The following is a 25,295-nucleotide window of genomic DNA, read 5'->3' on the forward strand; positions in this document are numbered from 1 at the left end:
CCCATCAATAAGTGAGATTCGTTATGGCGTTTGATTTTGCCACGCCCGTTGAGCGGCGCCACCCCGAAGGGGGTTATGCATCGCAAAAGTGGCACCGTTATGATGCTGAGGTACTGCCGTTATGGGTAGCGGATATGGATTTTCGCTCCCCACCGGCGGTGGTTGATGCCCTAAAAGCGAGGGTTGAGCACGGTGTTTACGGCTATGGCGAAGTTCCCGCTACGCTAACAGAAGCTCTTTGCCAGTGGAGCGCGCGCCATTACGATTGGCCCATTGACGCTGACTGGCAGTTGTGGCTACCCGGGGTCGTGCCAGCGCTACATTTTGCTGCCATGGCGCTGACTCAGCCCGGGGAAGGCGTGCTTACCATTGCGCCCATCTACCCACCGTTTTTGGCGGTTGCCGAACGTACGGGGCGGTTAGCACAACAGGCGATGTTAGCCGAGCCAGCGGCTGCTGGCGAGCCTTGGCAGCTGGATATTGACGCGCTCGAAGCCGCCATCACCCCGCAAACTCGGCTGCTGCTATGGTGTCATCCGCATAACCCTACCGGGCGGGTGTGGCGTGAGGACGAGCTTAGCCAGTTGGCGGAGCTGATAGAGCACCACGACCTGTGGGTAGTCTCTGATGAACTGCATTGCGATCTTTTGTTGGATAAAGATGCGTGTCATCGGCCCTTGGCCGCGATGTTTCCTGAGTTAGCTAAACGAACCATCACGCTGTGGGCGCCATCAAAAACGTTCAATCTTGCAGGACTTACCAGCGCCTGCGCGATTATTCCGGACGCTGCGCTGCGTAAGCGCTTCGCTGCGGCCACGAAAGGCTTTTTGCCAGATGGCAACGTGCTGGGTTTAGTTGCTGCGGAGGCGGCGTATCGTAACGGTGAGTCCTGGCGTCAGGCGCTTTTGGAGGTCTTGCGGGAGCATCGCGTTAGCTTAGAGGCGCGCGTCGCATCATGGCCTGGGGTGGCGCTAAGCCCGCCTGAGTCCACCTATTTAGCGTGGCTCGATATGCGTCAAGCGGGGTTAGGTGATTCGCCTGCTAAAGCACTGCTTGAGCAGGTGGGTGTAGCACTTTCCGATGGCGCTGCGTTTGGCTGCCCAGGGTTTGTGCGGCTTAACTTTGGCACCACCGCTTCCCAGTTGGAAGCGGCGTTAGTGCGCATGGATCGGCTGTTAAAAGCCTGATTAATAAAGCAGTGCGAACAACTTGCGCCGATAGGTGACGGTAAGCGGGTGGTCGGCGCCAAGCGCATCAAATACCTGCAGCAACGTTTTTCGGGCTGCGTCGTCGTTATAGGCGCGGTCCTGCTTCATTAACGCCAGCAGTGCTTCTAGCCCTGCATCGTATTGGCCATCCGCCACCTGCCGCAGCGCACGTTGGTACTGCGCCTCACTGTCGTGGCGATCACCTAGCGCCGCGACTTCTTCGCTGGAAAGCGCCTGCTCGCTAAACTCTATACTGGCGCGTGCCCCGCGTGCGGGAGCCGCATCGCGCTCTTCAGGGGGCAGGTTATCCAGCACGCTACGGGCATCATCACCACGCTTTTCAGCCACCAAGGCGCGGGCGAGGCCGACCTGATAGGCGTAGTGCTCTGGGTACTGACTGACCAGGGATTGATAAATCTCCCGTGCGGCGGCGGTATCGCCGGCATTCAGCGCTTCTTCTGCCTGCTCTTCGGGGCTGGGGGGCGCATCACCCGGCGCTGGGAAGTAACGGTTTAGCCACTCACGCACCTCTTTTTCTGGCAGAGCGCCCTGGAAGCCATCCACTAAGCCGCCTTGGCTAACCAGTTTTACATCGGGAACCGAGCGTACGCCAAGCTGCCCGCCAATCTCTGGATTTGCCGCGATGTCTAACTTGGCCAACAAGAACGCGCCTGCGTACTCAACCGCCAGTTTATCCAGCACTGCAAGGAGGGTGCTGCAGGTGTTGTCGGTTGGGGAGTAGGCGCCTAGTAATACCGGCACCTGCATAGAAGCTTCCAGCACCTGCTGAATATTCGCTGCGTTTAACTCAATGATGACCTCTTCAGGGGTGACTGAAGGGCGCTCAGTGGGTGCGTTCGCACTCTCTCCTGCGCTAGCGGTGTTGGCGGGCTCCGCAGTAAGCGGGTTGCCGGTACGGGGATCAATAATGGACATGGGTAAACTCTGCGTCGCATGAATAAAGGTTACAGATAGATATGCAGGCAGCAACGAGTGGATTCAAGGAAGCAGGTAGAAATAAACCCCGCTGCAGCGACGCGTAGCGAACCGGTACGCTGTGTTTTTTGACATGGCTCATGCTTTTGTCGAGTGACAACACGCCACAGTTGCACCCAGCGCTATTTGTACTAGCATATTCAAATAAGTTATTTAATTAGAGGTTTTTGTTATGAATGGCTGTATAGATAAAGGCGCTTACAAAAACGCGTTGGCGTTAGGGTCATCCTCTTTGTCGCGAGGCTTAGTAGGGCTAGCTGCTTCACTTGCCTTACTGGCCGGGGGTGCTGGCGTGGTTAACGCAGATGATGCCCCTACCTATAGAGAGACAAATTTAGGGTTATACGTGACGGCCCGAGAAGCGTTCGAGCTGCTGGAGCAAAATGAAAGCGCACTGCTCATTGATGTGCGGGATCCGGTTGAAATCAAATTTACGGGGTTTGCTGAGCCTACTGATATCCACGTGCCCTGGGTGTTAGCAGACACCGCGCAGTTCGATAAAGAGGGCAGTACGTGGCCAATGGTGCGTAATACCGACTTTGAGGCTCAGGTGGCTGCTGCCCTTGAGGCGCATCGCGCCAGTGCAGATACCCCGATTATCGTTATGTGTCGCTCAGGCGCGACGCGAAGCGCTCCTGCGGCGGACGCCATTGCCGAGATGGGGTTCTCAGAAGTCTATTCTGTAAGTGACGGTTTTGAAGGTGGCACGCTTTCTGAAGGTGACTCCAAGGGTGTGCGGGCGCGGGACGGCTGGCGCAATTCGGGGTTGCCCTGGAGCTATGAAATTGACCCAGACGTTGCATGGTATGAATCGCAGTAACGACAACGCGTTAAAACACGCTTTTTTATGATTAATGAAAGGAAGAGACGATGCGTAAGCTGACATTTATAGCAGGTTCACTGGCGCTGGCATTACCGGCATTGGCAGTAGCAGATCAACATGGCGAGCAGGGCGATCAGGCACTGATGGTGCTGACCAGTGACGCCGTGCAAACACAAACGATGGCGATGATTTTAGGCAATGCCATGCGTCAACAGGGCACTGACTTACACATTCTGCTATGCGATGCTGCTGGCGATTTGGCGGTAGAGGGTTTCTACAGTGACGAGGCGGTAAAGACCCCGCCAAGCAACCCTGCTGGAGAGGTTAAACCAGAAGGTATGCTGCAAATGTTGATGGGTGAAGGGGTGAGTGTGGACGTATGCGCGATCTATTTGCCCAACACCGATTACACTCAAGAGGATCTGCTTGACGGAGTGGGCGTTGCCGCGCCGGGCGAAATCGCAGAGATGATGCGTGACCCCGCTATTCCGGTGTATAGCTTCTAAAAGGTATTGACAGTTGCTAGTAAGGCCGCTTTGCGCGTGATAGACTATGCCATCCTCTCAGACAAGACCCGTGAACGGGCAGCCTTTAGACTGCTCGTTACACTATTTGGAAGCGCTTAAAATCCTTTCAAATCAATTGGTTGTTACGGAAACGTCGCGCTGTGGCAAATGCCTAGCCGACAAACACATAGTTAATCCGTTGCCGTTTATTGGCGGCAACCTTTATTCTCCAAGGAGATACCTGTGGCGAACAGCAAGCAAGCACGCAAGCGCGCCCGCCAGGCCGAGACTCGTCGCGTCCTGAAAGCTAGCCAGCGCAGCATGGTCCGCACCTACATTAAGCGTGTGATCAAAGCGATCAACACCGGCGACCATGGCAAAGCAATGGAAGAGTTCAAAGTCATGCAGCCGGTTGTTGACCGTATCGCTGACAAAGACGTTCTTTCTAAAAAGAAAGCAGCACGTCTGAAAAGTCGCTTGAACAAGCGCATTAAGGCTCTGGCGGCGTAAGTCGGCAGACGCCCTATAAAAAACCGGCTGCGGCCGGTTTTTTTGTGTCTAAAGCACCGCCCAAGGCAACCCTGTGTCTCTATGGATTGAGTGATGACCGCGAACACGCCACCCCAAGCTAACATGCCTCCCCAGCGCCGAGGGCTAATGCGCTCGGGGTTAGTGGTTAGCGCCATGACAATGCTCTCGCGGGTGATGGGCTTGGTACGCGATGTGGTGGTGGCCACCTTTCTAGGCGCGGGAAACGGTGCTGATGCGTTTTTTGTGGCGTTTAAGATTCCCAATTTTTTGCGCCGCTTGTTTGCCGAGGGAGCGTTTAACCAAGCCTTTGTGCCGGTGCTTTCCGAGTACTCCACCCAGCGCAGTAAACAGGAGATCCGCGAGCTGCTAAATGCGGTGGCGGGCAGTTTAACGGCTATGCTGGCGCTAATAACCGCCTTTGCGATGTTAGCAGCGCCTTGGCTGGTGTGGGTGTTTGCCCCTGGCTTTGGCCGTGACCCAGAAAAGTTGGCGATGACCGCCGATATGCTGCGCCTGACGTTTCCCTATTTACTGCTCATCTCGTTAACGGCGTTCTCGGGAAGTGTGCTGAATACCTGGAACCGCTTTGCGGTGCCTGCCTTTACCCCGGTGCTGCTCAACCTTTCGTTGATTGGCGCAGCACTGTTTTTAATGCCGCTGATGGAAGAGCCCGCCATGGCACTCGCTTGGGGTGTGCTCATCGCAGGTGCTGCCCAGTTGGCGTTTCAAGTGCCGTTTTTGCTCCGGTTGGGGCTTTTGCCTACGCCATGGCCCAATTTTGCCCATGAGGGTGTGAAGCGTATTTTAAAGCTCATGGCTCCCGCGCTGTTTGGCGTTTCGGTGTCGCAGATAAATCTACTGCTAGATACTATCTTGGCGTCGTTACTGGTGGCAGGTAGCGTGTCCTGGCTCTACTACTCGGATAGGCTGGTTGAGCTGCCGCTGGGGGTTTTCGGCGTGGCGATTGGCACGATTATTTTGCCCGCGCTCTCTAAGCGCCACGCGGATAAATCCACCGAACACTTCTCGGCGATGCTGGACTGGGCCATTCGGGTGGTGCTGCTACTGGGCATGCCTGCCGCCTTGGCGCTGGCCGTATTAGCCGAGCCGTTTTTGATAACGCTGTTCCACTATGGGGCGATGACCGACCACGATATTCAAATGGCCGCCATGAGCCTGCGGGCCTACGCCTTTGGGTTGGTGGCCTTTATGCTGATTAAGGTGTTAGCGCCGGGCTTTTTTGCCCGTCAGGACACGAAAACCCCGGTGAAGGTAGGCATTATCGCCATGGTGGCCAACATGGTGTTTAACCTGATACTGGTTTGGCCATTAGCCCACGCTGGCTTGGCCCTGGCCACCGCGCTGTCAGCGTTTTTAAACGCCGGCATGTTGGGTTACCTGCTTTACCGCCAAAAGGTGCTTGTCTTCCAGCCGGGGTGGGGGCGTTACGCAGTCCAGCTGGTAGGCGGTAGCGCACTGATGAGTATTGCGCTTTATCTTGCAGCCCCCGATTGGCAGGCTTGGCTTGATTTTGAACTGTGGCAGCGCATTCGCTGGGTGGCGGGGTTAGTGGTGCTCGGGGGCGGGCTTTATTTTGTATGGCTGACAGCGCTTGGCCTACGGCTGCGTCATTTTAAGATGAATAGCTAAGGCGAAAAAAGGAGTGGTTAAGATGAGAGTGAAGGTAATCTTCGCCTGCACCTAATCAGCGCCTTCGTTATAATCAAACGCTTTTAAACGGCAAACGCTTTTAAAACGGCAAGAGGTGCCATGCGCGTCATTAGAGGACTGCACAATCTGACAGCGGCTCAACGTGGCTGCGTTGCGACTATCGGTAATTTCGATGGGGTGCATCGCGGCCATCAGGCGATTCTGGAACAGTGTCGTGAGCATGCTGCACGCCTGAATGTGCCGCTGACCGTCGTGGTGTTTGAGCCTCAGCCGCGGGAGTTCTTTGCCGGAGACCAAGCCCCGCCACGGCTCACCCGCCTGCGTGAGAAAGTACGCCTACTGCGTGACCACGGCGCCGAACAGGTGTTGTGTTTGCCGTTTAACGATACGCTGCGCAGCCTAACCGGACGTGAGTTTATCGATCAGGTGCTGATTGAAGGCTTAGGGGTTAAGCACTTAGTGGTCGGCGACGACTTCCGCTTTGGCTGTGACCGCAAAGGTGATTTCAACCTGCTTGAAACGGTCGGGCAAGTGGCAGGGTTTGGCGTTGAGCATACACGTACCTTTAAAGTCGATGACGATCGGGTCTCCAGCACGCGAGTACGTACCTTGCTGGCAAGCGGTAACTTTGACGCGGTTGCGCGTCTACTAGGCAGGCCTTATTCGCTGCATGGTCGTGTGGTACGCGATCAGCAGTTAGGGCGCACTATTGGTGTGCCCACCGCTAACCTGCCGCTGATGCCTCAGCCGTTAACGCTGCGTGGTGTGTTTGCTGTGGTGGCCGAGCTGGCTAATGGACAGCGCTACCCCGCAGTGGCAAATGTCGGGTTTAGACCGACAGTGGGGGCTGAACGGCCCACGCTGGAAGTGCATCTGTTGGACTACTCCGGCGATCTTTACGGCCAGCGGTTGACGGTATACCCCTGTGCAAAGTTACGCGGGGAAGCGAAGTTTGACAGTTTTGACGCGCTAAAAACGCAAATTGAACACGATCAGGCCAGAGCGCGCCGCTATTTTGTGGCAGCGGATGCTGGTTGCATGAATTCTCTTCCGCTGGCCTCGGCCCCGCTTGGGCGTGAGACCGCTTCTTCTGATTTCTCTTCGGCGGATGACCCCGCCGATGCTAACGACGGCTGACCGGACTATGGATTATAAGCACACGCTAAACTTGCCAGAAACCGACTTTCCCATGCGCGGCATGCTGCCGAAGCAGGAGCCAGGGCGCGTTTCAAAATGGCAGGATATGGACCTGTATCAGCGCCTGCGCGACACTCGGGCAGGCGCGCCGCTGTTTGTTCTGCACGATGGCCCTCCCTACGCCAACGGCAGCATTCATATTGGTCACGCCGTTAATAAAATCCTCAAAGACATTATTGTTAAATCCAAAAACCTGGCAGGTTTCGACGCACCTTACGTGCCGGGCTGGGATTGCCACGGCCTGCCCATTGAGCACAAGGTAGAAACCACCCACGGTAAGCACTTAGCTGCGGATAAAGCCCGCGAGCTGTGCCGTGACTACGCCGGTGCCCAGATCGAAACCCAGCTAGCTGACTTTGTGCGCCTGGGGATTATCGGTGACTGGCATCATCCGTATCGCTCGATGGATTACGCCAACGAAGCAGGCGAAATCCGTGCGCTGGCGGATATGGTCGATGCGGGCTACGTGTTCAAAGGCTTAAAGCCGGTTAACTGGTGCTTTGATTGCGGTTCGGCCTTGGCAGAGGCGGAAGTTGAATACGCCGATAAAAAATCGGACGCTATCGACGTGGCTTTCCCCGTAGAAGATGCTGACAAACTGGCAGCGGCCTTTGGCCTAAACGAATTGCCCAAGCCTGCGGCAGTGGTCATCTGGACCACCACGCCCTGGACAATTCCCGCTAACCAGGCGCTGAACGTTCACCCTGAGTTTACCTACGCGCTAGTCGATACTGGCGAACGTCTGCTACTGCTCGCAGAAGAGTTGGTGGAAAGCTGTTTAGAGCGTTTTGGGCTGACCGGTAGCGTTATCGCCACTGCCCAAGGTAAGGCGCTGGACCTGATTAACTTCCGTCACCCGTTCTACGATCGTCTTTCGCCGGTGTATCTAGCGGACTACGTTGAGTCTGAGGTAGGCAGCACGGGCATCGTTCACTCCGCGCCGTCCTACGGTATGGATGACTTCATCACCTGCCGCGAGCATGGCATGAGCTTTGACGACATGCTCAACCCGGTGCAGGGTAATGGCGTGTATGCGGATGACCTGCCGTTCTTCGGCGGCCAAATGATCTGGAAAGCCAACCCGCATATCGTCGAGAAGCTGAGCGAAGTGAACGCGCTGATGGCGCATACGCCTATCAAGCATAGCTATATGCACTGCTGGCGCCATAAATCACCGGTGATTTACCGTGCTACCGCCCAGTGGTTTGTGGGCATGGATATCAAAGGGAAAGATGGCAAAACCCTACGCGAACGGGCATTGGAAGGCATTGAGGCCACCGCGTTTACCCCTGCATGGGGGCAGGCGCGTTTGCATAGCATGATTGCCAATCGTCCGGACTGGTGCATCTCTCGCCAACGCAACTGGGGCGTGCCGATTCCGTTCTTCCTGCATAAGCAAACCGGCGAGCTGCATCCGAAGACGGTTGAGCTGATGGAAGAGGCGGCCAAGCGCGTAGAGCAAGAGGGCATTGAGGCGTGGTTTAAGCTCGACCCTGCTGAGCTCTTGGGTGCTGAAGCGGCTGAGTACGACAAAGTCACCGATACCTTGGATGTCTGGTTTGACTCCGGCACCACGCACCGTCACGTACTGCGCGGCTCGCACCCCCATGGCCATGAAAGCGGTCCGCGTGCTGACCTGTACCTGGAAGGGTCGGATCAGCACCGTGGCTGGTTCCATTCGTCGCTACTGACCGGCGCAGCGATTGACGGCCATGCGCCGTACCGTCAGCTGCTGACCCACGGTTTCACGGTCGATGCCCAAGGTCGCAAGATGTCGAAGTCGATTGGCAATGTGGTTGCGCCGCAAACCGTAATGGATAAGCTGGGCGCAGACATTCTGCGCCTGTGGACTGCCTCGACCGACTACTCCGGTGAAATGGCGGTGTCTGATGAAATCTTGAAGCGCACCGCCGATGTGTACCGCCGCATCCGTAACACCGCACGCTTCTTGCTTTCAAACCTGAACGGTTTTGATCCGGCGAAAGATCAAGTGGCCTTTGGCGATATGCTGGCGTTGGATCAGTGGGTAGTCGACCGCGCGGCACAACTACAGGGGCGCATCGAAAAAGCCTATGAAGAGTACCGTTTCTTGGATGTGTACCAGCAGGTGCATGGCTTCTGTGCACGTGAGTTAGGCGGTTTCTACCTGGATGTCATCAAAGACCGCCAGTACACCACCCAAACGGATTCGCTGGCCCGCCGCAGCGCGCAAACGGCGCTTTATCATGTGGTCGAAGCGCTAAGCCGCTGGGTTGCCCCAATTCTGTCGTTTACCGCCGAAGAGATTTACGAGCACATTCCCGGCGAGCGTGGCGACAGCGTCCTGCTGGAAACCTACTACACCGGTCTTGGAACCTCAGATGATAGTGCTGAGTTAGGCCGTGCTTTTTGGGAGCAAGTGCTGGAAGTGAAGCACTCGGTGAACAAGTGCCTGGAAGATGCCCGTAATGCCAAAGTCATCAAAGGTAGCCTAGCGGCGGAAGTCACGCTTTACGTCAGCGATGAACTGAACGCCACGCTTGCCAAGCTGGGCGACGAGCTGCGCTTCGTTATGCTCACCAGTGAAGTACATCTCGCACCGCTAGCGGATGCCGCCAGCGCTGAAAGCACCGAGCTTGAAGGTTTGAAAGTGGCGGTTAGCGGAAGCGAACACCAGAAGTGCGAGCGCTGCTGGCACCACCGTGCGGATGTAGGCACGCATGCTGAGCATCCGGATCTATGCGGTCGCTGCATCAGCAACCTGCCCGAAGGCAGCGGCGAGATTCGTTACTATGCCTAATGCCGCATCAACGATGAACGATCAACAGCAGCGGCCGCCCATGGGGCGCCCGCTGCGCTGGCTTTGGCTGGCCGTGGCAGTCATCGTGTTGGACTTGCTGACCAAATATATGGCTAGTCACTTTTTAAACTATGCCCAGCCCGTTGAGGTGCTGCCGTTTTTTAACCTGACGCTGCTGCATAATCCAGGTGCTGCGTTTAGCTTTTTGGCAGACCACCCCGGCTGGCAGCGCTGGTTTTTTGCCACGGTAGCCGTAGGTGCCAGCATTGGTTTGACCATCTGGCTTTCCCGCCTGAGGGCCGATGAAAAACTGTTAGCGATTGCCCTGCCGCTGATTATTGGCGGTGCCCTGGGTAACCTCTATGACCGCTTAGTACACGGCTACGTGGTGGACTTTTTATCGTTCCACGCTGCTGGCTGGTATTACCCTGCCTTTAATGTGGCGGATATCGGTATTACGCTGGGGGCAATAGGGTTAATTTGGGAGTCGATAATGGGTGATCGACGCCGCAAAAAGGCGGCGTAACGGCGCCTATCTATATCGCTGATACAATCTTTGCATACGACCGTGAGGAACGTTATGGATTACCTGATCGACGACGGTATGGAAATTACCCTGCACTTCACGCTGAAGCTGGAAGACGGCACGGTAGTCGATTCCACCAAAGAGAAAACCCCCGCCACCTTCCAGTATGGCGATGGCAACTTGCCGCCCGGCTTTGAGCACCCGATTAAAGGCATGGCCGCTGGTCAGAGTGGGTCGTTTCAGATTACCCCTGAGCACTCTTTTGGGCAGCATAATCCGCAAAATATCCAAACCCTGAAGCGTGCTGATTTTGGTGATGAAGAGCCAGAGATTGGCATGGTGATGTCATTTGCCGATAAAGCGGGAACGGAGTTGCCTGGCGTGGTCAAAACCATTGACGGTGACCGAGTAGAGGTTGATTTTAATCACCCATTAGCTGGGCGTACGTTGACGTTTGAAGTGGATGTGCTAAACGTTACGCCCATCACCAAACACTGATTGTAAGAACGAGTTTTCACTTAACCGGCGATGCAGGTTGCATCAAGGCGCTTTTATGCAGTCATCAGAGTCCTCTCAGCCAATACAGATTAAGCTGGCGAACCCGCGCGGGTTTTGCGCTGGCGTGGATCGTGCGATCGACATCGTCAACCGCGCGCTAGATGTCTTTGGCCCGCCCATTTACGTGCGCCACGAGGTGGTTCATAACCGCTTTGTGGTTGAAACCTTACGCGAGCGGGGCGCCGTGTTTGTCGAAGAACTCCATGAAGTGCCCGATGATGTGATCGTGATTTTCTCAGCCCACGGTGTTTCTCGTGCCGTACAACAGGAGGCTGAGCAGCGTGGCCTTAAAGTCTTCGATGCGACCTGCCCGTTGGTTACCAAAGTGCATTTGGAAGTGCTGCGCTACGCTAAGCGTGGACAGGAATGCATTTTGATTGGTCACGAAGGCCATCCGGAAGTTGAAGGCACCATGGGGCGTTACGATACCTCCCACGGTGGCCAGATCTACTTGGTTGAAGATGAGCAGGATGTGGCGAAGCTAGGGGTCAACGACCCTTCTACGCTGGCGTTTGTGACCCAAACCACGCTCTCGATGGACGACACTGCCAAAGTGATCGACGCGTTACGGGAGAAATTCCCAGAGATTCAGGGGCCGCGCAAAGATGATATCTGTTATGCCACTCAAAACCGCCAGGATGCAGTGCGCGAATTAGCGGCGGATAGTGACTTGGTCTTGGTCGTTGGCAGCCCCAATAGCTCCAACTCCAATCGCCTGCGCGAACTTTCTGAGCGTATGGGCACGCCTGCCTATTTAATCGATAATGCTGACCAAATTGAGCCAGCATGGCTTGAGGGCGTTAGCCGTATTGGCGTAACAGCGGGTGCCAGCGCGCCAGAAGTATTGGTGAAGGGCGTCATTGATAAGCTGCAAACGTTTGGCGCAGAGATACCCGTTGAACTCCAGGGGCGTGAGGAAAATATTACCTTTTCTATGCCCAAAGAGCTGCGTGAACAAGTGATTGTAAGCGGGTGATGCAAACGGTATCAGTTTACGACATACTCAAAGTATGAGTTAACTGATACGGGAGCATCGCTTAGTGTCTTACGTTGTTGATTGCCGTGCGGATCATGTCAGTAAGCACCAGCGCGGCTTTACCCTCATCGAATTATTGATTGCGGTGGTCATCGTCGGGATCATCGCAAGCATCGCCTACCCCAATTACACCCGCTACGTTGAGCGCTCCGTCCGCTCTGATGGACAGACTGCACTCCTGCAAGCCGCTTCAGAAATGGAGCGGTGTTATTCACGTAACTATACGTATGACGGGTGTGAGCTAGAGATGGATACTTCGCCCAATGGCCATTACAGTATCTCATCTGACACCCCTAGTGGCGGCTACATATTAACTGCGACTACCCAGCGCTCAGATGGCTGTCCTAGCGATATAACTCTAAATGCGAGAGGGGAGCGTTTACCCGAGGCCTGCTGGTAATGAAACACCAGAAAGGATTTTCGCTGATTGAAGCACTTATTGCGCTTTTGGTGCTTTCTGTTGGTTTGATCGGTGTAGCTGCGATGCAGCTAAAAGCACTACAAAGCGCCACCGCCGGTTATCAACGTTCGGTCGTCACGCTTGCTGCTGTAGATGCTCAGGAGAGGCTTTGGGCGCAACTGGCGCAGGGCAACAGCTGTTCAGAGATGGCCAATAATGTAGAAAGTGAGTGGCAAGACCACTGGTTTTCGGGTAGTGAAACGCCGATTCGCCACTTTTCCGGAGTTATTGAGGCGAACGCAGCAGAGTGTGAGTTCAATATCATGGTGACTCTGAACGAGCATGAGTCAGCCAGTGCTGGCGAAATATTTAGCTATACATTTCGTTTGCCGAATCTGGGTAACGGATGATGCTTAACCAACGCCAAACAGGCTTTACCCTTGTTGAGTTGATGGTCGCTATGGCCATTGGTACAGTGATTATTTTGGGTGCTGGGCAGCTTTTTCTCACAACGTTTCAAACCTTTAAAAAAGTAGATGAGTTAAGTCGTAAACAGGAAGCAGTGGTGTTTGCGACGACCGTTTTAGCCAATGATTACCGCAAAAGCGAAAACAAAAGGGACTATACCTACATTCTGTCCAAGACAACGGATAATCCTGAGGAGTGCTCAATTAGGGCTCGCCGCAACGGTGGGTCACCTCAGCCGATTATAGGCGGGCTGGCACCTTATAAAGATGAAGGTGAGTGCGATACAGGTAGGTTTGTAAGCCTAGCAAAAGGGCTAGATGGCGAGGACTTAGATGGTTTTTACCACTTTACGTTTGATTTTAAGCGTGGTGACGGTCTAGAGACGCTCTCTTTTCATGTGATGGAGCGTAAGTTTTAACGTATGAAGTTAGCTGTTAAGCCTACAAGTGCTGAGCAACGAGGATAAAATGCAGAAACAACAAGGCGCTGCCCTCATTATCGTACTGGTGCTACTGAGTGTGTCGCTGGTAATCGGCATGTCGGGGATGAGTGCCGCACTGGTTGATGAGCGGTTAGCGAGTAATTATCGGGCGTCAGTGCTGGCACAGATGGCGGCTGAAACAGGTGGTAGCAAAAGGGTTAAGCTAATAAGAGCTGAGGAAGAGGAGTTTAACGCTGAAGCTTATCTTGATACTTGTTCAGAATTATCTGATAACTATGGTAGTGATAGCTTTAAAGATTCATTTGAATTTAGAGAAGTGAGTTTTAATAAAGGCGATAGTTTTTTGGTTGGTTACTATTACAGGGGGTGCAAGTTTGAAGATGAAGATTCTGGTTTAAGAGATGCTGATTTAATTATTGGTCAAGTTCGTAGTCAGCCTGGAGGGGAAATTGATGATTTTATTGGAATACATGTTATGGCAGTTGTTGACCGTGGTGTGGGCCCAGGGTTGAGTATTAATAATTCGCCTAGCGTTTCTAGCCCTCTCGTCTGTTTGCGGAGCAGCGGAGAGGGTTGTGGTTGGCAAGATAATAACGTGCAAAATTATTTTGATGGAAGGCCTCATTCTGTTCCAAGTGATTTTGGGTGTAATGGAAATAGCTGTCGTACGAGTCCTGAAGGAGAAGATGGAGCTCCGATTAGTTATGATGCGGACTCAAGGGGGGAATGGGCAGCATATCTTGAATCTTTAGCTGGCAACTTTGATGACTCTTTTAGTGGTGGTAATAATAATTTTGAGGATGGAAGTAGAGGCGATGTACGCCTTGTGGAAATTACTGGCAATGTCAAGCAAGCGTCCAACACGAATACCTATGGCATTATCGTAGTGAGAAGTGGTGCAAAGCTTGAGTTGACAGGCACAGGCCATCATGAAGGCCTCATTATAGTAGAGTCAGGGGGGGGCTTGCTATGGCTAATAATACAAACGTATATGGAAGCGTAATCGCTTTAGGATTTATTGACTTAGGAGTAGGAAATGGTGGCCAAGGTGGTGTGAGATACAGCGCTATTTCCTCAGGTGAAGGAGGCTCAGGCTTCGATTGGGAGATTTTATAGAGAGTTAGCCTTTTGTTATGTCAAGAGCTACCCTAGTTTGATTTTCAGCCCAGTGAGCTAAAAGTATGACCCAATCCAAAACCCGCGTCCTTACCGGCATTACCACCACCGGCACTCCCCACCTCGGCAATTATGTGGGGGCGATTAAGCCTGCCATTGAGGCCAGCCAAGACCCCAACGTTCAGTCGTTTTATTTTTTGGCTGATTACCATGCGCTTATAAAGTGCCCTGACCCTAAACGCGTGCAGGAATCCCGCCTGGAAATTGCCGCCACCTGGCTAGCACTGGGGTTAGACACCGATAACGCGATTTTCTATCGCCAGTCGGATATTCCGGAAATCCCCGAGCTTACCTGGATGCTCTCCTGCGTGTGTGCCAAGGGCCTGATGAATCGCGCCCATGCCTATAAAGCAGCGGTGGCGGAAAACGAAGAAGCGGATAACCAAGACCCGGATAAAGGCATCACCATGGGTCTGTTTGGTTACCCCGTGTTGATGGCGGCGGATATTTTAATGTTCAACGCCAACAAAGTGCCGGTAGGGCGTGATCAGATCCAGCATATTGAAATGGCGCGGGATATCGCAGGGCGTTTTAACCATCTGTATAAAGGTCAGCACTTTACGCTCCCTGAGGCAGTGGTGGACGACAAGATACAGCTGTTAAACGGCTTGGATGGGCGCAAGATGTCCAAGAGCTATGATAATACGATTCCGCTCTTTTCTGCCGAGAAAAAACTGCAAAAGTTGGTGCGTAAAATTAAGACCAACTCATTGGAGCCTGGTGAGCCGAAAGACCCAGATACCTGCACGCTGTTCCAAATTTACTCCGCATTTGCGACGGCTGATGAAACTGCTAGCCTGCACAAACAATATGCCGAAGGGATTGGCTGGGGTGACGCTAAAAATCACGTATTTGACTATTTGAATGCTCATTTGAGCGCCCCACGAGAACGCTACGCTGCGCTTATGGAAGACCCCGCTCATATTGAAGCTGTCCTTCAGAAAGGTGCACTGCGGGCGCGTGAAGAAGCGGCGCAAACAATGGATCGCTTGCGAGCAGCCGTTGGCCTAGGGCGGTTTGTTTAACCCCCAGGCAATTCGACAGCGACGCATGCTGCATACGAAAAAGCCCCTTCCGGTTGGAAGGGGTTTTTTGCAATCTTGTAATAAGACTGCTTAAAGGCGTTGCTTAGCCTTCAATCGGGGCGCGCCAGTCGTCAGAGCCAGAAGTGCCCGCAACAGTGTGTTCCCAATCGATTTTACGGTAAGCCAAAGACACGTCCATCAACTGAGTGAACTCAGACTTGGTGATGTCCTGTGCGTGCGGCATACGCAGGTTGATGTCAACGATAGTGGCATCGGTCAAAGTAGTAGTGAAGAAGTGCTCTTGCTTACCTTCAACAGACGTGCGGTACCACTTCAGCGCTACGTTCGGCAGCATTTCGCCAGACGCAAGGGCGTTGTACATCAACGGCACAGACTTGTTCAGAGCAACAGTGAACACGAACGGCTTGTGCGCACGCTGACCAGAAGGCTGACCAGACTGCGGGTCAGTAGGTACGGTGACAACATGCTTGAACTCTTGAACTAGCATCTCATCTTCGTGGCCTTCAACATAAATGTTGCCAACAGAATCAGGGGTAAAAGCACCAGCAGTGATATTGCCCTGAGTTTGGCCTTCGATGCTGATATAACATGGAGTTGGCATATGACTATTCCTTAAATGTGAGATAAATGTCGTGTGGACACCTTTAATATGGCAATGACTATGCCAATTTTTTTTTATTTATATATATCAGTAGTTTAATTTTCAAAAAATTTTTTAACTAATTTTTATTAGGCAATTTATTGCCTGTTTTAGGCAACTCTTTGCTTGATTGGCAATGAGTTGCTTATTTGATTTGGGGAATAGTTTCTTGCCTAATATTTATTGTTCGCTTAATTTAAAATTAAGTGCTTAATATTAAAAAATGTAGCTAAATTGTCTTTTTTTATTTATTGGCTTGCGCAGCAACTCCTCTCAGCAAGCTATCAGTGTTCCCAGTTTGACTTCATTTGTGCGTTATCTGCGCCAATAACCTTAAGAGATTGCCGATAGAATTTGTAAGACATATCTTACAAATTTAATTTAGCTTTTTAATGGTTGGTTTATTTGCGCCTATGTTCGTCAATTTTCGCCCAAAATGCCGCAAAAATAGCATTGATATAACAGGTGGTTCTTAGGTTGTTATAAATCAACTTTTTTGCCATAAAGGCTGGATTGGCATCACTCTAAAAAATTGGTTATTTTCCCGTGACTAAGAACCGTTAATAGTTACATGATGCATTACTTCTAGGGCGAAATGTTATGGCTAAGCAAGGGACCGTCGCGCCAAAAGAGCGCATTAATATTAAATATGTGCCAGCCACCGGCGACCAGCAGGCTGAAACTGAACTGCCGTTGAAGCTATTAGTCGTCGGCGACTTTAAAGGGGGTGAAGAAGAGACTCCTATTGAAGAGCGTCAGGCTGTTTCAGTTGATAAAAACAACTTTCAGTCAGTAATGCGCGAGGCTGGGCTAAATTTGCAGACCGCAGTGCCCAATCGACTAGATGAAAGTGATGAGCCCGCAGATATCGCTGTAAACCTAAGCTTTAAGTCGCTTGAAGACTTCTCACCTGATGCGGTTGCAAAACAAGTGCCTGAGTTGTGCAAACTAGTTGAGCTTCGTGAAGCGCTGGTTGCCTTAAAGGGACCGCTAGGCAATGTGCCGGCTTTTCGGGATCGGCTACAGAGGCTATTGGAAAGCGATGAAGCACGTCAGCAATTGTTGAGCGAGCTGGCATTGCTGGATGCAGATAAGGATAAGTAACTCCTTTGAATCAGTAGCGCTTTTTCAATCTATCGGCGAATTCGAGGCACAGTGATGAGTAAGACAGCAAAGCAACAGAGCGCGGCTACAGAGACAGAGGAAGTCTCTCTGCTTGATCAGGTCATGGCGCAAACGCGCATGGCGCCAGCTGATGAAGGTTACGACGTTGCTAAGCAGGGCGTGGCAGCGTTTATCGCTGAATTGCTGAATGGCGGAGACGCCGCCCCTAAGGTCAACAAGGCGCTTGTCGATAATATGATTGTTGAGCTAGACCGCAAGATCAGCCATCAAGTGGATGAGGTTTTACATGAAGCTAACTTTCAGCAATTAGAGTCTGCATGGCGTGGCCTGAAGCTGCTAGTTGATCGTACTGACTTCCGCGAAAATATTAAGCTAGATGTGCTTCACGCGACAAAGCAAGAGCTGCTAGAAGATTTTGAATTTGCGCCTGAAATTAGCCAGAGTGGCCTCTACCAGCACGTTTACAATGCGGGTTATGGCCAGTTCGGTGGGGAGCCTGTCGCCGGTATAATCGGGCACTACGATTTCTCTCCCTCCACGCCGGATATGAAGCTGCTTCAGCATACTGCAGCCGTTGGTGCCATGGCGCATGCTCCCTTCATGTCCTCGGTAAGCCCTTCTTTCTTTGGTGTTGAAAGCTTTGAAGAGCTTCCGAATATCAAAGACTTCAAAGCAATTTTTGAAGGCCCTAAGTATGCACGTTGGCGGAGCCTACGTGAGTCTGAAGACGCGCGCTATCTTGGCCTGACAGCGCCACGCTTCTTGCTACGGACTCCTTATGATCCGGTAGAGAACCCGATTAAGACGTTTAACTACCGCGAAGATGTGAGCGGCGACCACGAGCATTACTTGTGGGGCAATACGGCTTATCTTCTGGCGGAACGACTCACCGATAGTTTTGCCAAGTACCGCTGGTGCCCCAATATTATTGGACCGCAAAGCGGTGGCGCGGTCGAAAATCTGCCTGTTCACACCTATGAGGCATTCGGCCAGCTACAGGCGAAAATCCCTACTGAAGTATTAATTACTGACCGCCGCGAATTTGAAATGGCCGAAGAGGGCTTCATTTCCTTAACGATGCGTAAAGGCAGTGATAATGCGGCTTTCTTCTCGGCCAACTCGGTTCAAAAGCCCAAAGTCTTCCCTAATACCGCTGAAGGTAAAGCGACTGAGACCAACTTCAAGCTGGGCACTCAGCTTCCTTACATGTTCATTATCAACCGCTTAGCGCACTACGTGAAAGTGCTCCAGCGTGAACAGGTAGGTTCATGGAAAGAGCGTCAGGATCTTGAGCGTGAACTTAACGCCTGGATTCGCCAATACGTGGCTGACCAAGAAAACCCGCCAGCAGACGTGCGTAGCCGCCGTCCGCTGCGCGCCGCTTCTATTCAAGTGTCGGATGTTGACGGTGAGCCAGGTTGGTATCAGGTGTCTATGTCGGTTCGCCCGCACTTTAAGTACATGGGTGCCAACTTTGAGCTCTCGCTTGTTGGACGCCTCGACAAGGAATAAAGGATGGTCGTCATGGCAACTGACAGCGGTGGAGCGCTTGGGAAAGAGTCGCTAGGGAGTCGGTTGTTTGAACGCCTATCGAACCCTCATCAGCCCGTGCTGCGCAAGGAGGCAGACGAGCTGATGGAGGTTGTCGAGTCAATCAAGCGCCATCTGGTTGAATTACTTAATAGCCATCCGGGAAACAGTGCCTGTGCCCCGGAGCTGGGCTTGCTCGACTTCAACGATGCAACTATTGGCGTGCTGGATTTAGAGCGCAATATCCAGCATGCCATTTGTCAATGCATCGAGCGCTATGAGCCCCGAGTCAAACGTGTGGACGTTGAGTCTTTGCCTAACCATGGCGACCCGCTGCAACTGCGCTTTCAGGTGCATGCAACGGTTGCGCTGGGTCGGGAAAACACTCAAGCCACTATCGATTTGTTGCTTAACAACAAGCGTTATCAGTGTCTCAACTGATAGGCCCGAGAGGCACAAATGCTGAATCGCTACTACCGTGATGAACTCAACTTTTTAAAACGTCAGGGGCGGGAGTTTGCCGAAGCAAATCCCGGCCTCAGCCGTTTTTTGTCTGAGCGCAGTACCGACCCTGATGTAGAACGGCTATTGGAAGGGTTCGCCTTTCTCACTGGCCGCATGCGCGAAAAAGTTGAGGATGAGTTTCCAGAGCTTACTCACTCTCTTATCAGCATGCTGTGGCCAAACTATCTACGCCCAGTGCCTAGCATGACGGTAGTGCAGTTCACGCCTAGTTGGTATTCCCTTAGCCAACAGCAGTTGGTTAAGCGTGGTACTCAGCTGGCTAGTGAGCCCGTGGAAGGAACGCCCTGCCAATTTAGAACCTGCCATGATGTGACGCTCTATCCATTAGCGCCCATAGGGGTTGATGCGCGCCATACCCGCGAAAACTCTATTGTTGAGCTGACCATGGAGGTGCGCAGCGATCAGCCGATGAACGCAATGGGCATAGAATCATTGCGTTTGCACCTAGGTGGCGATGGTTATACCGCGCGTACGCTGCATCTATGGATGAGCCACTACTTAGGGCGGCTAGAGCTGGAAATCGATGACCATAAGCAATTGTTGCCCACGGATGCGCTGAAAACCGTTGGGTTTGAACGCGATCAAGCGTTGTTGCCGTATCCGCAGAATGTCCATCAAGGTTATCGCATTCTGCAGGAGTATCTGTGTTTTCCAGAGGCTTTCCATTTTTTTGATGTACTGGGCCTCGCGAATTATCTGCCCGCTGAGACGGCTAGCAATATCACATTGAGGTTTGTCTTTTCGCGCACCTTGCCCACTGATGCTCGGGTTCAGGAGGAGCATCTGGCGCTTTACTGCACGCCGGCGATCAATCTCTTTGAGCATGATGCTGAGCCGATTGATTTGAGCGGTGAGCGAAGTGAATACCGCATTCGCCCTAATAGCCGTTCACCGTCTCACTATGAAATTTTTAGTGTTGATGACGTCCAGGGTTGGTTAGAAGGAGGGCGCTCGGGTTGGCAGGAGAAGCCCCGCAACTATCTTCCGTTTGAAAGCTTTCAGCATCAAATTGAGCATGACCGAGGACGGGAATCGCTTTACTACCGAGTGCGTGTACGCGACAGCCTGCGTAGCGATGGCTTTGACCACGATATTGCCTTTGTGCGCGGCGATGAGCGTGAATGCTTGGGGCGTCGAGAAACGATTTCTCTGCAGTTAACCTGCAGTAATCGTGAGTTACCTGAGCAGCTGACCATTGGTGATGTTTGCGTGGCAACGGAAGAGAGCCCTGGCTATGCCACCTTTCGCAATATCACTCGGCCGACCCCGGTACTTCGCCCAGCACTTGATGACAGGCTGCTGTGGATATTGATCTCAAACCTATCGCTTAACTATCTCTCGTTGCTTGAGCGCGATGCACTGTGCTCAGTGTTACGTGCCTATGACTTCCGTGCGTTGGTTGATAGGCAGGCAGAACGAGTCGCGCAGAAAAGGCTGGCTGGCATTTTAGACATTAATACCCAGACCGTTGATCGCTTGCGTAAGGGGTTGCCTGTTCGTGGTTTGCGCTCGGTGATGACACTCGACCAAGAGGGCTTTGGGGATGAGGGGAGCCTGTATCTATTTGGCAGCGTGTTAGCGCGTTTCTTTTCGCTATACGCAAGCATCAACTCATTTCATGAGCTGCATGTCATTAACCGCCATAACCAAGAGTGCTATGAATGGACCTTACAGGTAGGGCAGCAGCCCCTGATGTAGCGCTCGCACCTGTTATCCAGGGCGCGCGCCGCTACGATTTTTTTCAACTGGTCGAGCTTCTGCACCGTCATCATGGTGATGATTTAGAGCAGCGGCATAGCGGCAGCGTGCCCGTTTTTCAGCGAGTGCAGTACAGGGCGTCGGCATCGCTTGGATTTCCTGGTAGCGATGTGCTTGCTCTCAGTGAAACCCAGGAAGGTCAGTACGAGATGGAGGTCAGCTTTCTGGGCTTGCAGGGTGCACAGTCACCGCTGCCCGGATACTACCTAGAAGCCTTAGCTCATAGCGCTGCCCACCAAGAGGGTGCCGCCAGCGATTTTCTGGACTTTTTTAACCATCGTCTGCTGACGCTCGTTCACCGTAGTTGGCGGAAATATCGTCACTACGTGCGTTACCAAGATGACGCGAAAGATGGTTTCTCCGCCGCCATCTTTGCCCTGGTCGGTCTAGCTGACAGCGACCTGCGCGGTGAAACACCGATCAACTGGAGCAAAATGCTCGCCTATGTCGGCCTATTGGCAGGGCGTTCGCGTTCTCCTGATGTGGTTAGCGGGATTGTCGGGCACTGCTTTGATTTATCCCAGGTAGAGATAGAAGAGTGGGTGCAACGTTGGGTGGATATTCCTCTTGATCAGCGCAGCCGCATGGGCCTCTCAGGTATGACGCTTGGGGAGGACATGGTGGCAGGCGAGCGAGTCGCTGATGTCAATGGCAAGTTTGCGCTGTGCTTACGTGGCTTGAGCCTGGCGCGATTTAGAGATTTTCTGCCCGATGGTGAAGAGCATCACCCGCTTAAAACGCTGGTGAACTTTGTATTACGTGAGCCTTTGGCTTACGACCTTGAGCTCGAACTGCTGGAAAGCGAGGTAAAACCCATGCGCTTGGGGGATACCCGTTCTTGCCAGCTTGGTTGGACCACCTTTGTCGATCCAGAGAGTGACGACCGCAGCACGCGCCGTCGCGTTCGCATTCAGATGACGAGTTAACCCGATGCAACCTAATCAGCTTGATGCCATTACGTTGGTAGTCACCAACAGCGAGCAGCTTGAAGGGCGTTCGACCAGTAGTTTCGTCTTTTATAACGAAGGCGGAACGTTGGGCAGCAGCACCCATGATGACTGGTTGCTGCAAGACCATGGCGGGCGAATTAGATCAAGCCATGCGGAAATTACCAAAATTGACGGCAAGTTCTGCCTGATTGACCTGAGTGGCCATACGTTCATTAACCGCACCACGCTGCCGATTGGTCGCAATCGCAAGGTGGCGTTACGCGATGGTGATGAGCTGTTGATTGGCGAGTACCGCTTGAAGGTACACCTTGGCGACCGTCATTCATGGCAGCCCGGTGTTCATTCGCTTGCCACGCTTATAGACGAAGAGCATGACGAGGTCACTACTCATGGTGCTGCGTGGCCGACGGAGCGCGGTAACACCTTCAGCCATGAAGCTGAAAAAGGCGATCCGATGGAGGCGCTTGGCGGCGCGTTGCCGGGCTCTATCCAGCATGACCCGATGGTGGCATTAGACCGTGAAGAGAAGTCCTCGTATCCCATGGAATCGCTGGAGGCAATGGCGCTCTCTGAGCGAAAACATACGTATTCAGGCCATGTGTCTCAAGAGCGTTCATATCAAGAGCGCTCTTTCCAGAGCCCGTCATCTCAGAACCAGTCATTTAAAAAACCGTCTTTTCGAAGAAGCCCATCTTTTCAAGACCGGTCTTTCGAAGACAACAGAGGGCCGCAGCAAGAGCGCCATGATGAGCTGCTAAGCCTTCCTGTTGCTAGAACACCTAATGGCAAAACAAATTATGAAACATCAATTTATGAAACAACAGCGCAGAGGAGCAGTGGCATGGACGAGCGGCAGATAAACGACTTAGAGCGCTCAGTTGGGGAGCAACTGGAAGACCGCTGGCAAAAGCCTACGACACAATCCCTTGGCCATGTTGGCGCAGACCCTCTGTTGAGAGGCTTAGGGCTGGATTTATCCTTCCGTGACAGTGAAGAGCAGCAGGCGTTTCTGGAAGAAGCGGGACATACCCTGCGCGCCACCATTGATGGTTTGCGCCTTCTGCAGCAAGCCCAAAATGACACTAAGTATCCGCTGCGAGACCGGCGCTTACAGCCTATTGAAGATAATCCGCTGCGCCTTGGTCAGTCTTACGAAGAGACCGCTGAAACGATGTTTTCTGCTCAGCGTAGCCCCGTGCACTTATCCGCACCGGAGGCAGTCGCAGAGTGTTTGCGCCACCAGGGCCAGCATCAAGCCGCGGTGGAAGAGGCGATTGGTCACGCATTGGGCGCCATTCTCGATGCATTCTCGCCAGAAGCATTGCTCAAGCGCTTTCATGCATACCGCGGAGCCGGTAATCGCATTGAAGATGAAGGCGGTTGGGCGTGGGAGATGTACCACTATTACTACCGTGAGCTTAACTCTGGTCGCCAGCAAGGTTTTCAAAAACTGTTTTGGGAAGTCTTCGAGCAAGCTTACGACCAATCAGTACGTAAGCAGCAGCGTGAGGAGGCATGAGCATGCACGGCATGAACATGCAGAAGGTGGCGCGGTTTACCTCGCTGCTGTTCATCATCCTGCTATTAGCAGGCTGTGCTTCTACCCGTGAAGCCACGGGTAAAGCGTGGCAGGTAATGCGCGACCCATCCATTCCGGTCGGTTATCCCGAAGACCGGCCGACGCTAGTGGATCTCAGCATGATCGCTGAGCCTAACGTCAATCCTAATATCGATGGCGAAGGCACACCGCTGCGTTTTCAGGTGTTGCAATTGAAAGACGATTCCATGCTGATGGCGGCTGATTTAAGTCAACTGAGCCAGGGTCTGGAGGAAGCGCTGGGAACGAACTATCTGACGCATGATGACTTCACTTTACTGCCCGGGCAGTGGAAGTTTTATGAGCCTTTTGAAGTCGACGAAGAAACGCGCTACATCGGGCTGATTGCTTTCTACGCAAACCCCAATGAAGCCGAGTGGAAAAAGGTGGTCAAGGTGAGAACTCGTGGCGAGCACTACCACCTACTGGTTCACCTCCGTGATAGTGAAGTCGAACTAAGGAAGGAGGAATAATGGCCAGTCGCAATCGAGTGGTATGGAGCGAAGGGCTATTCATTAAGCCTCAGCATTTCCAGCAGCAGCAGCGTAGTTTAGAGGGCCTAATAGATGCTCGGCTAAAAGGCATTAGCCATTACCTGTATGGTTTCCATACCCTGGAACTGAATAGCGAATTTCTTAGCTTTGGGCGTATCGCCATTAGCCGTGCCAGCGGTGTCATGCCTGACGGTGTGGCCTTTCAGCTACCGGCCGATGACGTCGAGCCAAACCCATTAGAAATCAGCGATGCCAGTATTACCAACCAGATTGTCTATCTTGGCTTGCCGTTAGCCACCGATGGTGTAGGGGAAGTGCGCTGGCCTGGGGATGACTTGCCTGCGCGCTATCGTCTCTCTTCACGCAGCGTGCGCGACTTGCACTCACGTGACGGTGCGACGGCAGAGCTTGAAGTGGCTCGTGTGTCACCGCGGTTACTGCTGCAAAGCGATGACCGCAGCGGCTACGCCTGTTTGGCAGTGGCCAAAATTGTTGAGCGCCGCCCGGATGGCAGTCTAGTGCTGGATGAGCAATTTCTGCCCACGCTGCTCAATGTTCAGGCAGCGCCTGGGCTGCAGCGTTTTGTCGGCGAAATGGCCGGTTTAATGCGTGAACGGGCGCGCAACATTGCTCAACGCCTTTCCACGCCGCATCAGGCCGGTGTTGCTGACGTCTCTGATTTTATGTTGCTGCAGCTCCTTAACCGCGCGCAGCCGCGTTTTCAACATCTTGCCCGGCTTGGCCAGCTCCACCCTGAGCGTCTGTACGACACCATGCATGAAGTCGCCTGTGAATTGGTCACGTTTACCGATGAATCGCGGCTGCCGCCTGAGTGCCCGGCCTATGACCACGACCACCCCGAAGTCGCTTTCCGGCCATTGATGAAAATGCTGCGCCAAGCGCTTTCAACCGTGCTGGAACCTCGCGCTGTCGCTATTCAATTGCAGGCACGTCGCTTTGGCCTGCTCGTTGCACCACTGTCTGATGTCAGTCTCATCGAATCGGCGGAATTCATTTTGGCGGTACGCGCCGATATGCCCAACGAGCGGCTGCGCAAACTGTTCTTGCAGCAAACTAAAGTCGCCAGCGTCGAACGTATTCGCGACCTTATCAGCCTGCAGTTGCCCGGTGTGCCGCTTGAGCCCTTACCCGTTGCGCCCCGCGAGTTGCCTTATCACGCTGGCTACACCTACTTCCAGTTGGACCGCCAGAGTGAAGCATGGGGAATGCTCAATGGCGCCAGCGGGTTTGCCTTCCACGTCGCCGGTGAATTTCCAGGGCTGGAAATGCAGTTCTGGGCCATCAGGAGTTAA

Annotated in this window: 25 protein-coding genes; 23 read left to right on the top strand and 2 right to left on the bottom strand. The window is 53.1% G+C overall.

Going from position 1 to position 25,295, the window contains the following annotated elements; genetic code table 11:
* Nucleotides 1–23: 23 nt before the first annotated feature.
* A complete protein-coding gene (locus tag P8S54_RS13410; RefSeq protein ID WP_281442125.1) occupies nucleotides 24–1,187 on the top strand; it encodes a PatB family C-S lyase in 1,164 nt (387 codons plus the stop codon).
* Here the strand turns inward: P8S54_RS13410 and P8S54_RS13415 are convergent, their stop codons facing one another.
* Nucleotides 1,188–2,144: a tetratricopeptide repeat protein gene (locus P8S54_RS13415; RefSeq protein WP_281442126.1), complete on the bottom strand. Its 957-nt coding sequence runs from the start codon at nucleotides 2,142–2,144 to the stop codon at nucleotides 1,188–1,190.
* A 232-nt stretch (nucleotides 2,145–2,376) separates the two neighbouring features.
* On the opposite strand from P8S54_RS13415, the gene P8S54_RS13420 reads away from it, so the two are divergent.
* From P8S54_RS13420 to P8S54_RS13485, 14 genes are all read left to right on the top strand, one after another.
* The gene (locus P8S54_RS13420) at nucleotides 2,377–3,024 is read left to right on the top strand and encodes a rhodanese-like domain-containing protein (RefSeq protein WP_281442127.1); all 648 of its coding nucleotides are present in this window, start codon (nucleotides 2,377–2,379) and stop codon (nucleotides 3,022–3,024) included.
* A gap of 50 nt (nucleotides 3,025–3,074) precedes the next feature.
* On the top strand, nucleotides 3,075–3,533 hold the full coding sequence (locus tag P8S54_RS13425; RefSeq protein WP_281442128.1) for a DsrE family protein: 459 nt from the start codon (nucleotides 3,075–3,077) through the stop codon (nucleotides 3,531–3,533).
* A gap of 243 nt (nucleotides 3,534–3,776) precedes the next feature.
* Entirely contained in the window at nucleotides 3,777–4,043 is a 267-nt protein-coding gene (gene rpsT, locus P8S54_RS13430) for a 30S ribosomal protein S20 (protein ID WP_009097974.1), read from the top strand.
* 93 nt (nucleotides 4,044–4,136) lie between these two features.
* A complete protein-coding gene (murJ, locus tag P8S54_RS13435) occupies nucleotides 4,137–5,714 on the top strand; it encodes a murein biosynthesis integral membrane protein MurJ (RefSeq protein ID WP_281442129.1) in 1,578 nt (525 codons plus the stop codon).
* A gap of 120 nt (nucleotides 5,715–5,834) precedes the next feature.
* A complete protein-coding gene (gene ribF, locus P8S54_RS13440; protein WP_281442130.1) occupies nucleotides 5,835–6,872 on the top strand; it encodes a bifunctional riboflavin kinase/FAD synthetase in 1,038 nt (345 codons plus the stop codon).
* 7 nt (nucleotides 6,873–6,879) lie between these two features.
* Complete coding sequence (gene ileS / locus P8S54_RS13445) at nucleotides 6,880–9,711, top strand: isoleucine--tRNA ligase (protein ID WP_281442131.1); 2,832 nt, start codon at nucleotides 6,880–6,882, stop codon at nucleotides 9,709–9,711.
* Complete coding sequence (gene lspA, locus P8S54_RS13450) at nucleotides 9,704–10,237, top strand: signal peptidase II (protein ID WP_009097964.1); 534 nt, start codon at nucleotides 9,704–9,706, stop codon at nucleotides 10,235–10,237. Before ileS ends, lspA begins: the two co-directional genes overlap by 8 nt.
* Before the next feature lie 54 nt (nucleotides 10,238–10,291).
* Complete coding sequence (fkpB, locus tag P8S54_RS13455; RefSeq protein WP_009097963.1) at nucleotides 10,292–10,735, top strand: FKBP-type peptidyl-prolyl cis-trans isomerase; 444 nt, start codon at nucleotides 10,292–10,294, stop codon at nucleotides 10,733–10,735.
* A gap of 55 nt (nucleotides 10,736–10,790) precedes the next feature.
* Nucleotides 10,791–11,771, top strand: a complete 981-nt coding sequence (gene ispH, locus P8S54_RS13460) for a 4-hydroxy-3-methylbut-2-enyl diphosphate reductase (protein WP_281442132.1) — start codon at nucleotides 10,791–10,793, stop codon at nucleotides 11,769–11,771.
* A 64-nt stretch (nucleotides 11,772–11,835) separates the two neighbouring features.
* A complete protein-coding gene (locus P8S54_RS13465) occupies nucleotides 11,836–12,231 on the top strand; it encodes a type IV pilin protein (protein ID WP_281442133.1) in 396 nt (131 codons plus the stop codon).
* Entirely contained in the window at nucleotides 12,231–12,641 is a 411-nt protein-coding gene (gene pilV, locus P8S54_RS13470) for a type IV pilus modification protein PilV (RefSeq protein WP_281442134.1), read from the top strand. The genes P8S54_RS13465 and pilV overlap by 1 nt, the downstream gene beginning before the upstream one ends.
* The gene (locus P8S54_RS13475; protein WP_281442135.1) at nucleotides 12,638–13,117 is read left to right on the top strand and encodes a prepilin-type N-terminal cleavage/methylation domain-containing protein; all 480 of its coding nucleotides are present in this window, start codon (nucleotides 12,638–12,640) and stop codon (nucleotides 13,115–13,117) included. The genes pilV and P8S54_RS13475 overlap by 4 nt, the downstream gene beginning before the upstream one ends.
* A 49-nt stretch (nucleotides 13,118–13,166) precedes the next feature.
* Nucleotides 13,167–14,144 (top strand): PilX N-terminal domain-containing pilus assembly protein, encoded by a 978-nt coding sequence (locus tag P8S54_RS13480; protein ID WP_281442136.1) that lies wholly within the window; start codon nucleotides 13,167–13,169, stop codon nucleotides 14,142–14,144.
* Nucleotides 14,145–14,322: 178 nt separating this feature from the next.
* Nucleotides 14,323–15,342, top strand: a complete 1,020-nt coding sequence (locus P8S54_RS13485; protein WP_281442137.1) for a tryptophan--tRNA ligase — start codon at nucleotides 14,323–14,325, stop codon at nucleotides 15,340–15,342.
* 103 nt (nucleotides 15,343–15,445) lie between these two features.
* Here P8S54_RS13485 and P8S54_RS13490 read toward each other — a convergent pair whose 3' ends face one another.
* A complete protein-coding gene (locus tag P8S54_RS13490; protein WP_281442138.1) occupies nucleotides 15,446–15,964 on the bottom strand; it encodes an Hcp family type VI secretion system effector in 519 nt (172 codons plus the stop codon).
* 639 nt (nucleotides 15,965–16,603) lie between these two features.
* On the opposite strand from P8S54_RS13490, the gene tssB reads away from it, so the two are divergent.
* From tssB to tssK, 8 genes are read left to right on the top strand one after another with little or no spacing between them, the layout of a single operon-like run.
* On the top strand, nucleotides 16,604–17,107 hold the full coding sequence (gene tssB / locus P8S54_RS13495; RefSeq protein ID WP_281442139.1) for a type VI secretion system contractile sheath small subunit: 504 nt from the start codon (nucleotides 16,604–16,606) through the stop codon (nucleotides 17,105–17,107).
* A 54-nt stretch (nucleotides 17,108–17,161) separates the two neighbouring features.
* The gene (gene tssC, locus P8S54_RS13500; RefSeq protein ID WP_281442140.1) at nucleotides 17,162–18,640 is read left to right on the top strand and encodes a type VI secretion system contractile sheath large subunit; all 1,479 of its coding nucleotides are present in this window, start codon (nucleotides 17,162–17,164) and stop codon (nucleotides 18,638–18,640) included.
* Between the two features lie 12 nt (nucleotides 18,641–18,652).
* Nucleotides 18,653–19,099: a type VI secretion system baseplate subunit TssE gene (gene tssE, locus P8S54_RS13505; RefSeq protein ID WP_281442141.1), complete on the top strand. Its 447-nt coding sequence runs from the start codon at nucleotides 18,653–18,655 to the stop codon at nucleotides 19,097–19,099.
* 18 nt (nucleotides 19,100–19,117) lie between these two features.
* Nucleotides 19,118–20,881, top strand: coding sequence for a type VI secretion system baseplate subunit TssF (gene tssF / locus P8S54_RS13510; RefSeq protein ID WP_281442142.1), 1,764 nt, complete (start codon nucleotides 19,118–19,120; stop codon nucleotides 20,879–20,881).
* A complete protein-coding gene (tssG, locus tag P8S54_RS13515; RefSeq protein ID WP_281442143.1) occupies nucleotides 20,845–21,867 on the top strand; it encodes a type VI secretion system baseplate subunit TssG in 1,023 nt (340 codons plus the stop codon). The genes tssF and tssG overlap by 37 nt, the downstream gene beginning before the upstream one ends.
* Before the next feature lie 4 nt (nucleotides 21,868–21,871).
* The gene (tagH, locus tag P8S54_RS13520) at nucleotides 21,872–23,410 is read left to right on the top strand and encodes a type VI secretion system-associated FHA domain protein TagH (protein ID WP_281442144.1); all 1,539 of its coding nucleotides are present in this window, start codon (nucleotides 21,872–21,874) and stop codon (nucleotides 23,408–23,410) included.
* Nucleotides 23,407–23,961: a type VI secretion system lipoprotein TssJ gene (gene tssJ / locus P8S54_RS13525; RefSeq protein ID WP_281442145.1), complete on the top strand. Its 555-nt coding sequence runs from the start codon at nucleotides 23,407–23,409 to the stop codon at nucleotides 23,959–23,961. Before tagH ends, tssJ begins: the two co-directional genes overlap by 4 nt.
* A complete protein-coding gene (gene tssK, locus P8S54_RS13530; RefSeq protein WP_281442146.1) occupies nucleotides 23,961–25,295 on the top strand; it encodes a type VI secretion system baseplate subunit TssK in 1,335 nt (444 codons plus the stop codon). The genes tssJ and tssK overlap by 1 nt, the downstream gene beginning before the upstream one ends.

Origin of the sequence: Halomonas sp. M1 (assembly GCF_029581375.1) — a bacterium.
GTDB lineage: Bacteria > Pseudomonadota > Gammaproteobacteria > Pseudomonadales > Halomonadaceae > Vreelandella.

What these genes read in the sequence shown, in the direction of transcription:
- P8S54_RS13410 (WP_281442125.1), top strand. Translation starts at nt 24, where the DNA reads ATGGCGTTTGATTTTGCCACGCCCGTTGAGCGGCGCCACCCCGAAGGG.
- murJ (WP_281442129.1), top strand. Translation starts at nt 4,137, where the DNA reads ATGACCGCGAACACGCCACCCCAAGCTAACATGCCTCCCCAGCGCCGA.
- P8S54_RS13415 (WP_281442126.1), bottom strand. Translation starts at nt 2,144, where the DNA reads ATGTCCATTATTGATCCCCGTACCGGCAACCCGCTTACTGCGGAGCCC.
- P8S54_RS13490 (WP_281442138.1), bottom strand. Translation starts at nt 15,964, where the DNA reads ATGCCAACTCCATGTTATATCAGCATCGAAGGCCAAACTCAGGGCAAT.
- tssG (WP_281442143.1), top strand. Translation starts at nt 20,845, where the DNA reads ATGGACCTTACAGGTAGGGCAGCAGCCCCTGATGTAGCGCTCGCACCT.
- tssF (WP_281442142.1), top strand. Translation starts at nt 19,118, where the DNA reads ATGCTGAATCGCTACTACCGTGATGAACTCAACTTTTTAAAACGTCAG.
- tssK (WP_281442146.1), top strand. Translation starts at nt 23,961, where the DNA reads ATGGCCAGTCGCAATCGAGTGGTATGGAGCGAAGGGCTATTCATTAAG.
- P8S54_RS13425 (WP_281442128.1), top strand. Translation starts at nt 3,075, where the DNA reads ATGCGTAAGCTGACATTTATAGCAGGTTCACTGGCGCTGGCATTACCG.
- P8S54_RS13420 (WP_281442127.1), top strand. Translation starts at nt 2,377, where the DNA reads ATGAATGGCTGTATAGATAAAGGCGCTTACAAAAACGCGTTGGCGTTA.
- tssB (WP_281442139.1), top strand. Translation starts at nt 16,604, where the DNA reads ATGGCTAAGCAAGGGACCGTCGCGCCAAAAGAGCGCATTAATATTAAA.
- tagH (WP_281442144.1), top strand. Translation starts at nt 21,872, where the DNA reads ATGCAACCTAATCAGCTTGATGCCATTACGTTGGTAGTCACCAACAGC.
- fkpB (WP_009097963.1), top strand. Translation starts at nt 10,292, where the DNA reads ATGGATTACCTGATCGACGACGGTATGGAAATTACCCTGCACTTCACG.
- tssC (WP_281442140.1), top strand. Translation starts at nt 17,162, where the DNA reads ATGAGTAAGACAGCAAAGCAACAGAGCGCGGCTACAGAGACAGAGGAA.
- ispH (WP_281442132.1), top strand. Translation starts at nt 10,791, where the DNA reads ATGCAGTCATCAGAGTCCTCTCAGCCAATACAGATTAAGCTGGCGAAC.
- lspA (WP_009097964.1), top strand. Translation starts at nt 9,704, where the DNA reads ATGCCTAATGCCGCATCAACGATGAACGATCAACAGCAGCGGCCGCCC.
- ribF (WP_281442130.1), top strand. Translation starts at nt 5,835, where the DNA reads ATGCGCGTCATTAGAGGACTGCACAATCTGACAGCGGCTCAACGTGGC.
- P8S54_RS13480 (WP_281442136.1), top strand. Translation starts at nt 13,167, where the DNA reads ATGCAGAAACAACAAGGCGCTGCCCTCATTATCGTACTGGTGCTACTG.
- tssJ (WP_281442145.1), top strand. Translation starts at nt 23,407, where the DNA reads ATGAGCATGCACGGCATGAACATGCAGAAGGTGGCGCGGTTTACCTCG.
- tssE (WP_281442141.1), top strand. Translation starts at nt 18,653, where the DNA reads ATGGCAACTGACAGCGGTGGAGCGCTTGGGAAAGAGTCGCTAGGGAGT.
- P8S54_RS13485 (WP_281442137.1), top strand. Translation starts at nt 14,323, where the DNA reads ATGACCCAATCCAAAACCCGCGTCCTTACCGGCATTACCACCACCGGC.
- ileS (WP_281442131.1), top strand. Translation starts at nt 6,880, where the DNA reads ATGGATTATAAGCACACGCTAAACTTGCCAGAAACCGACTTTCCCATG.
- pilV (WP_281442134.1), top strand. Translation starts at nt 12,231, where the DNA reads ATGAAACACCAGAAAGGATTTTCGCTGATTGAAGCACTTATTGCGCTT.
- P8S54_RS13475 (WP_281442135.1), top strand. Translation starts at nt 12,638, where the DNA reads ATGATGCTTAACCAACGCCAAACAGGCTTTACCCTTGTTGAGTTGATG.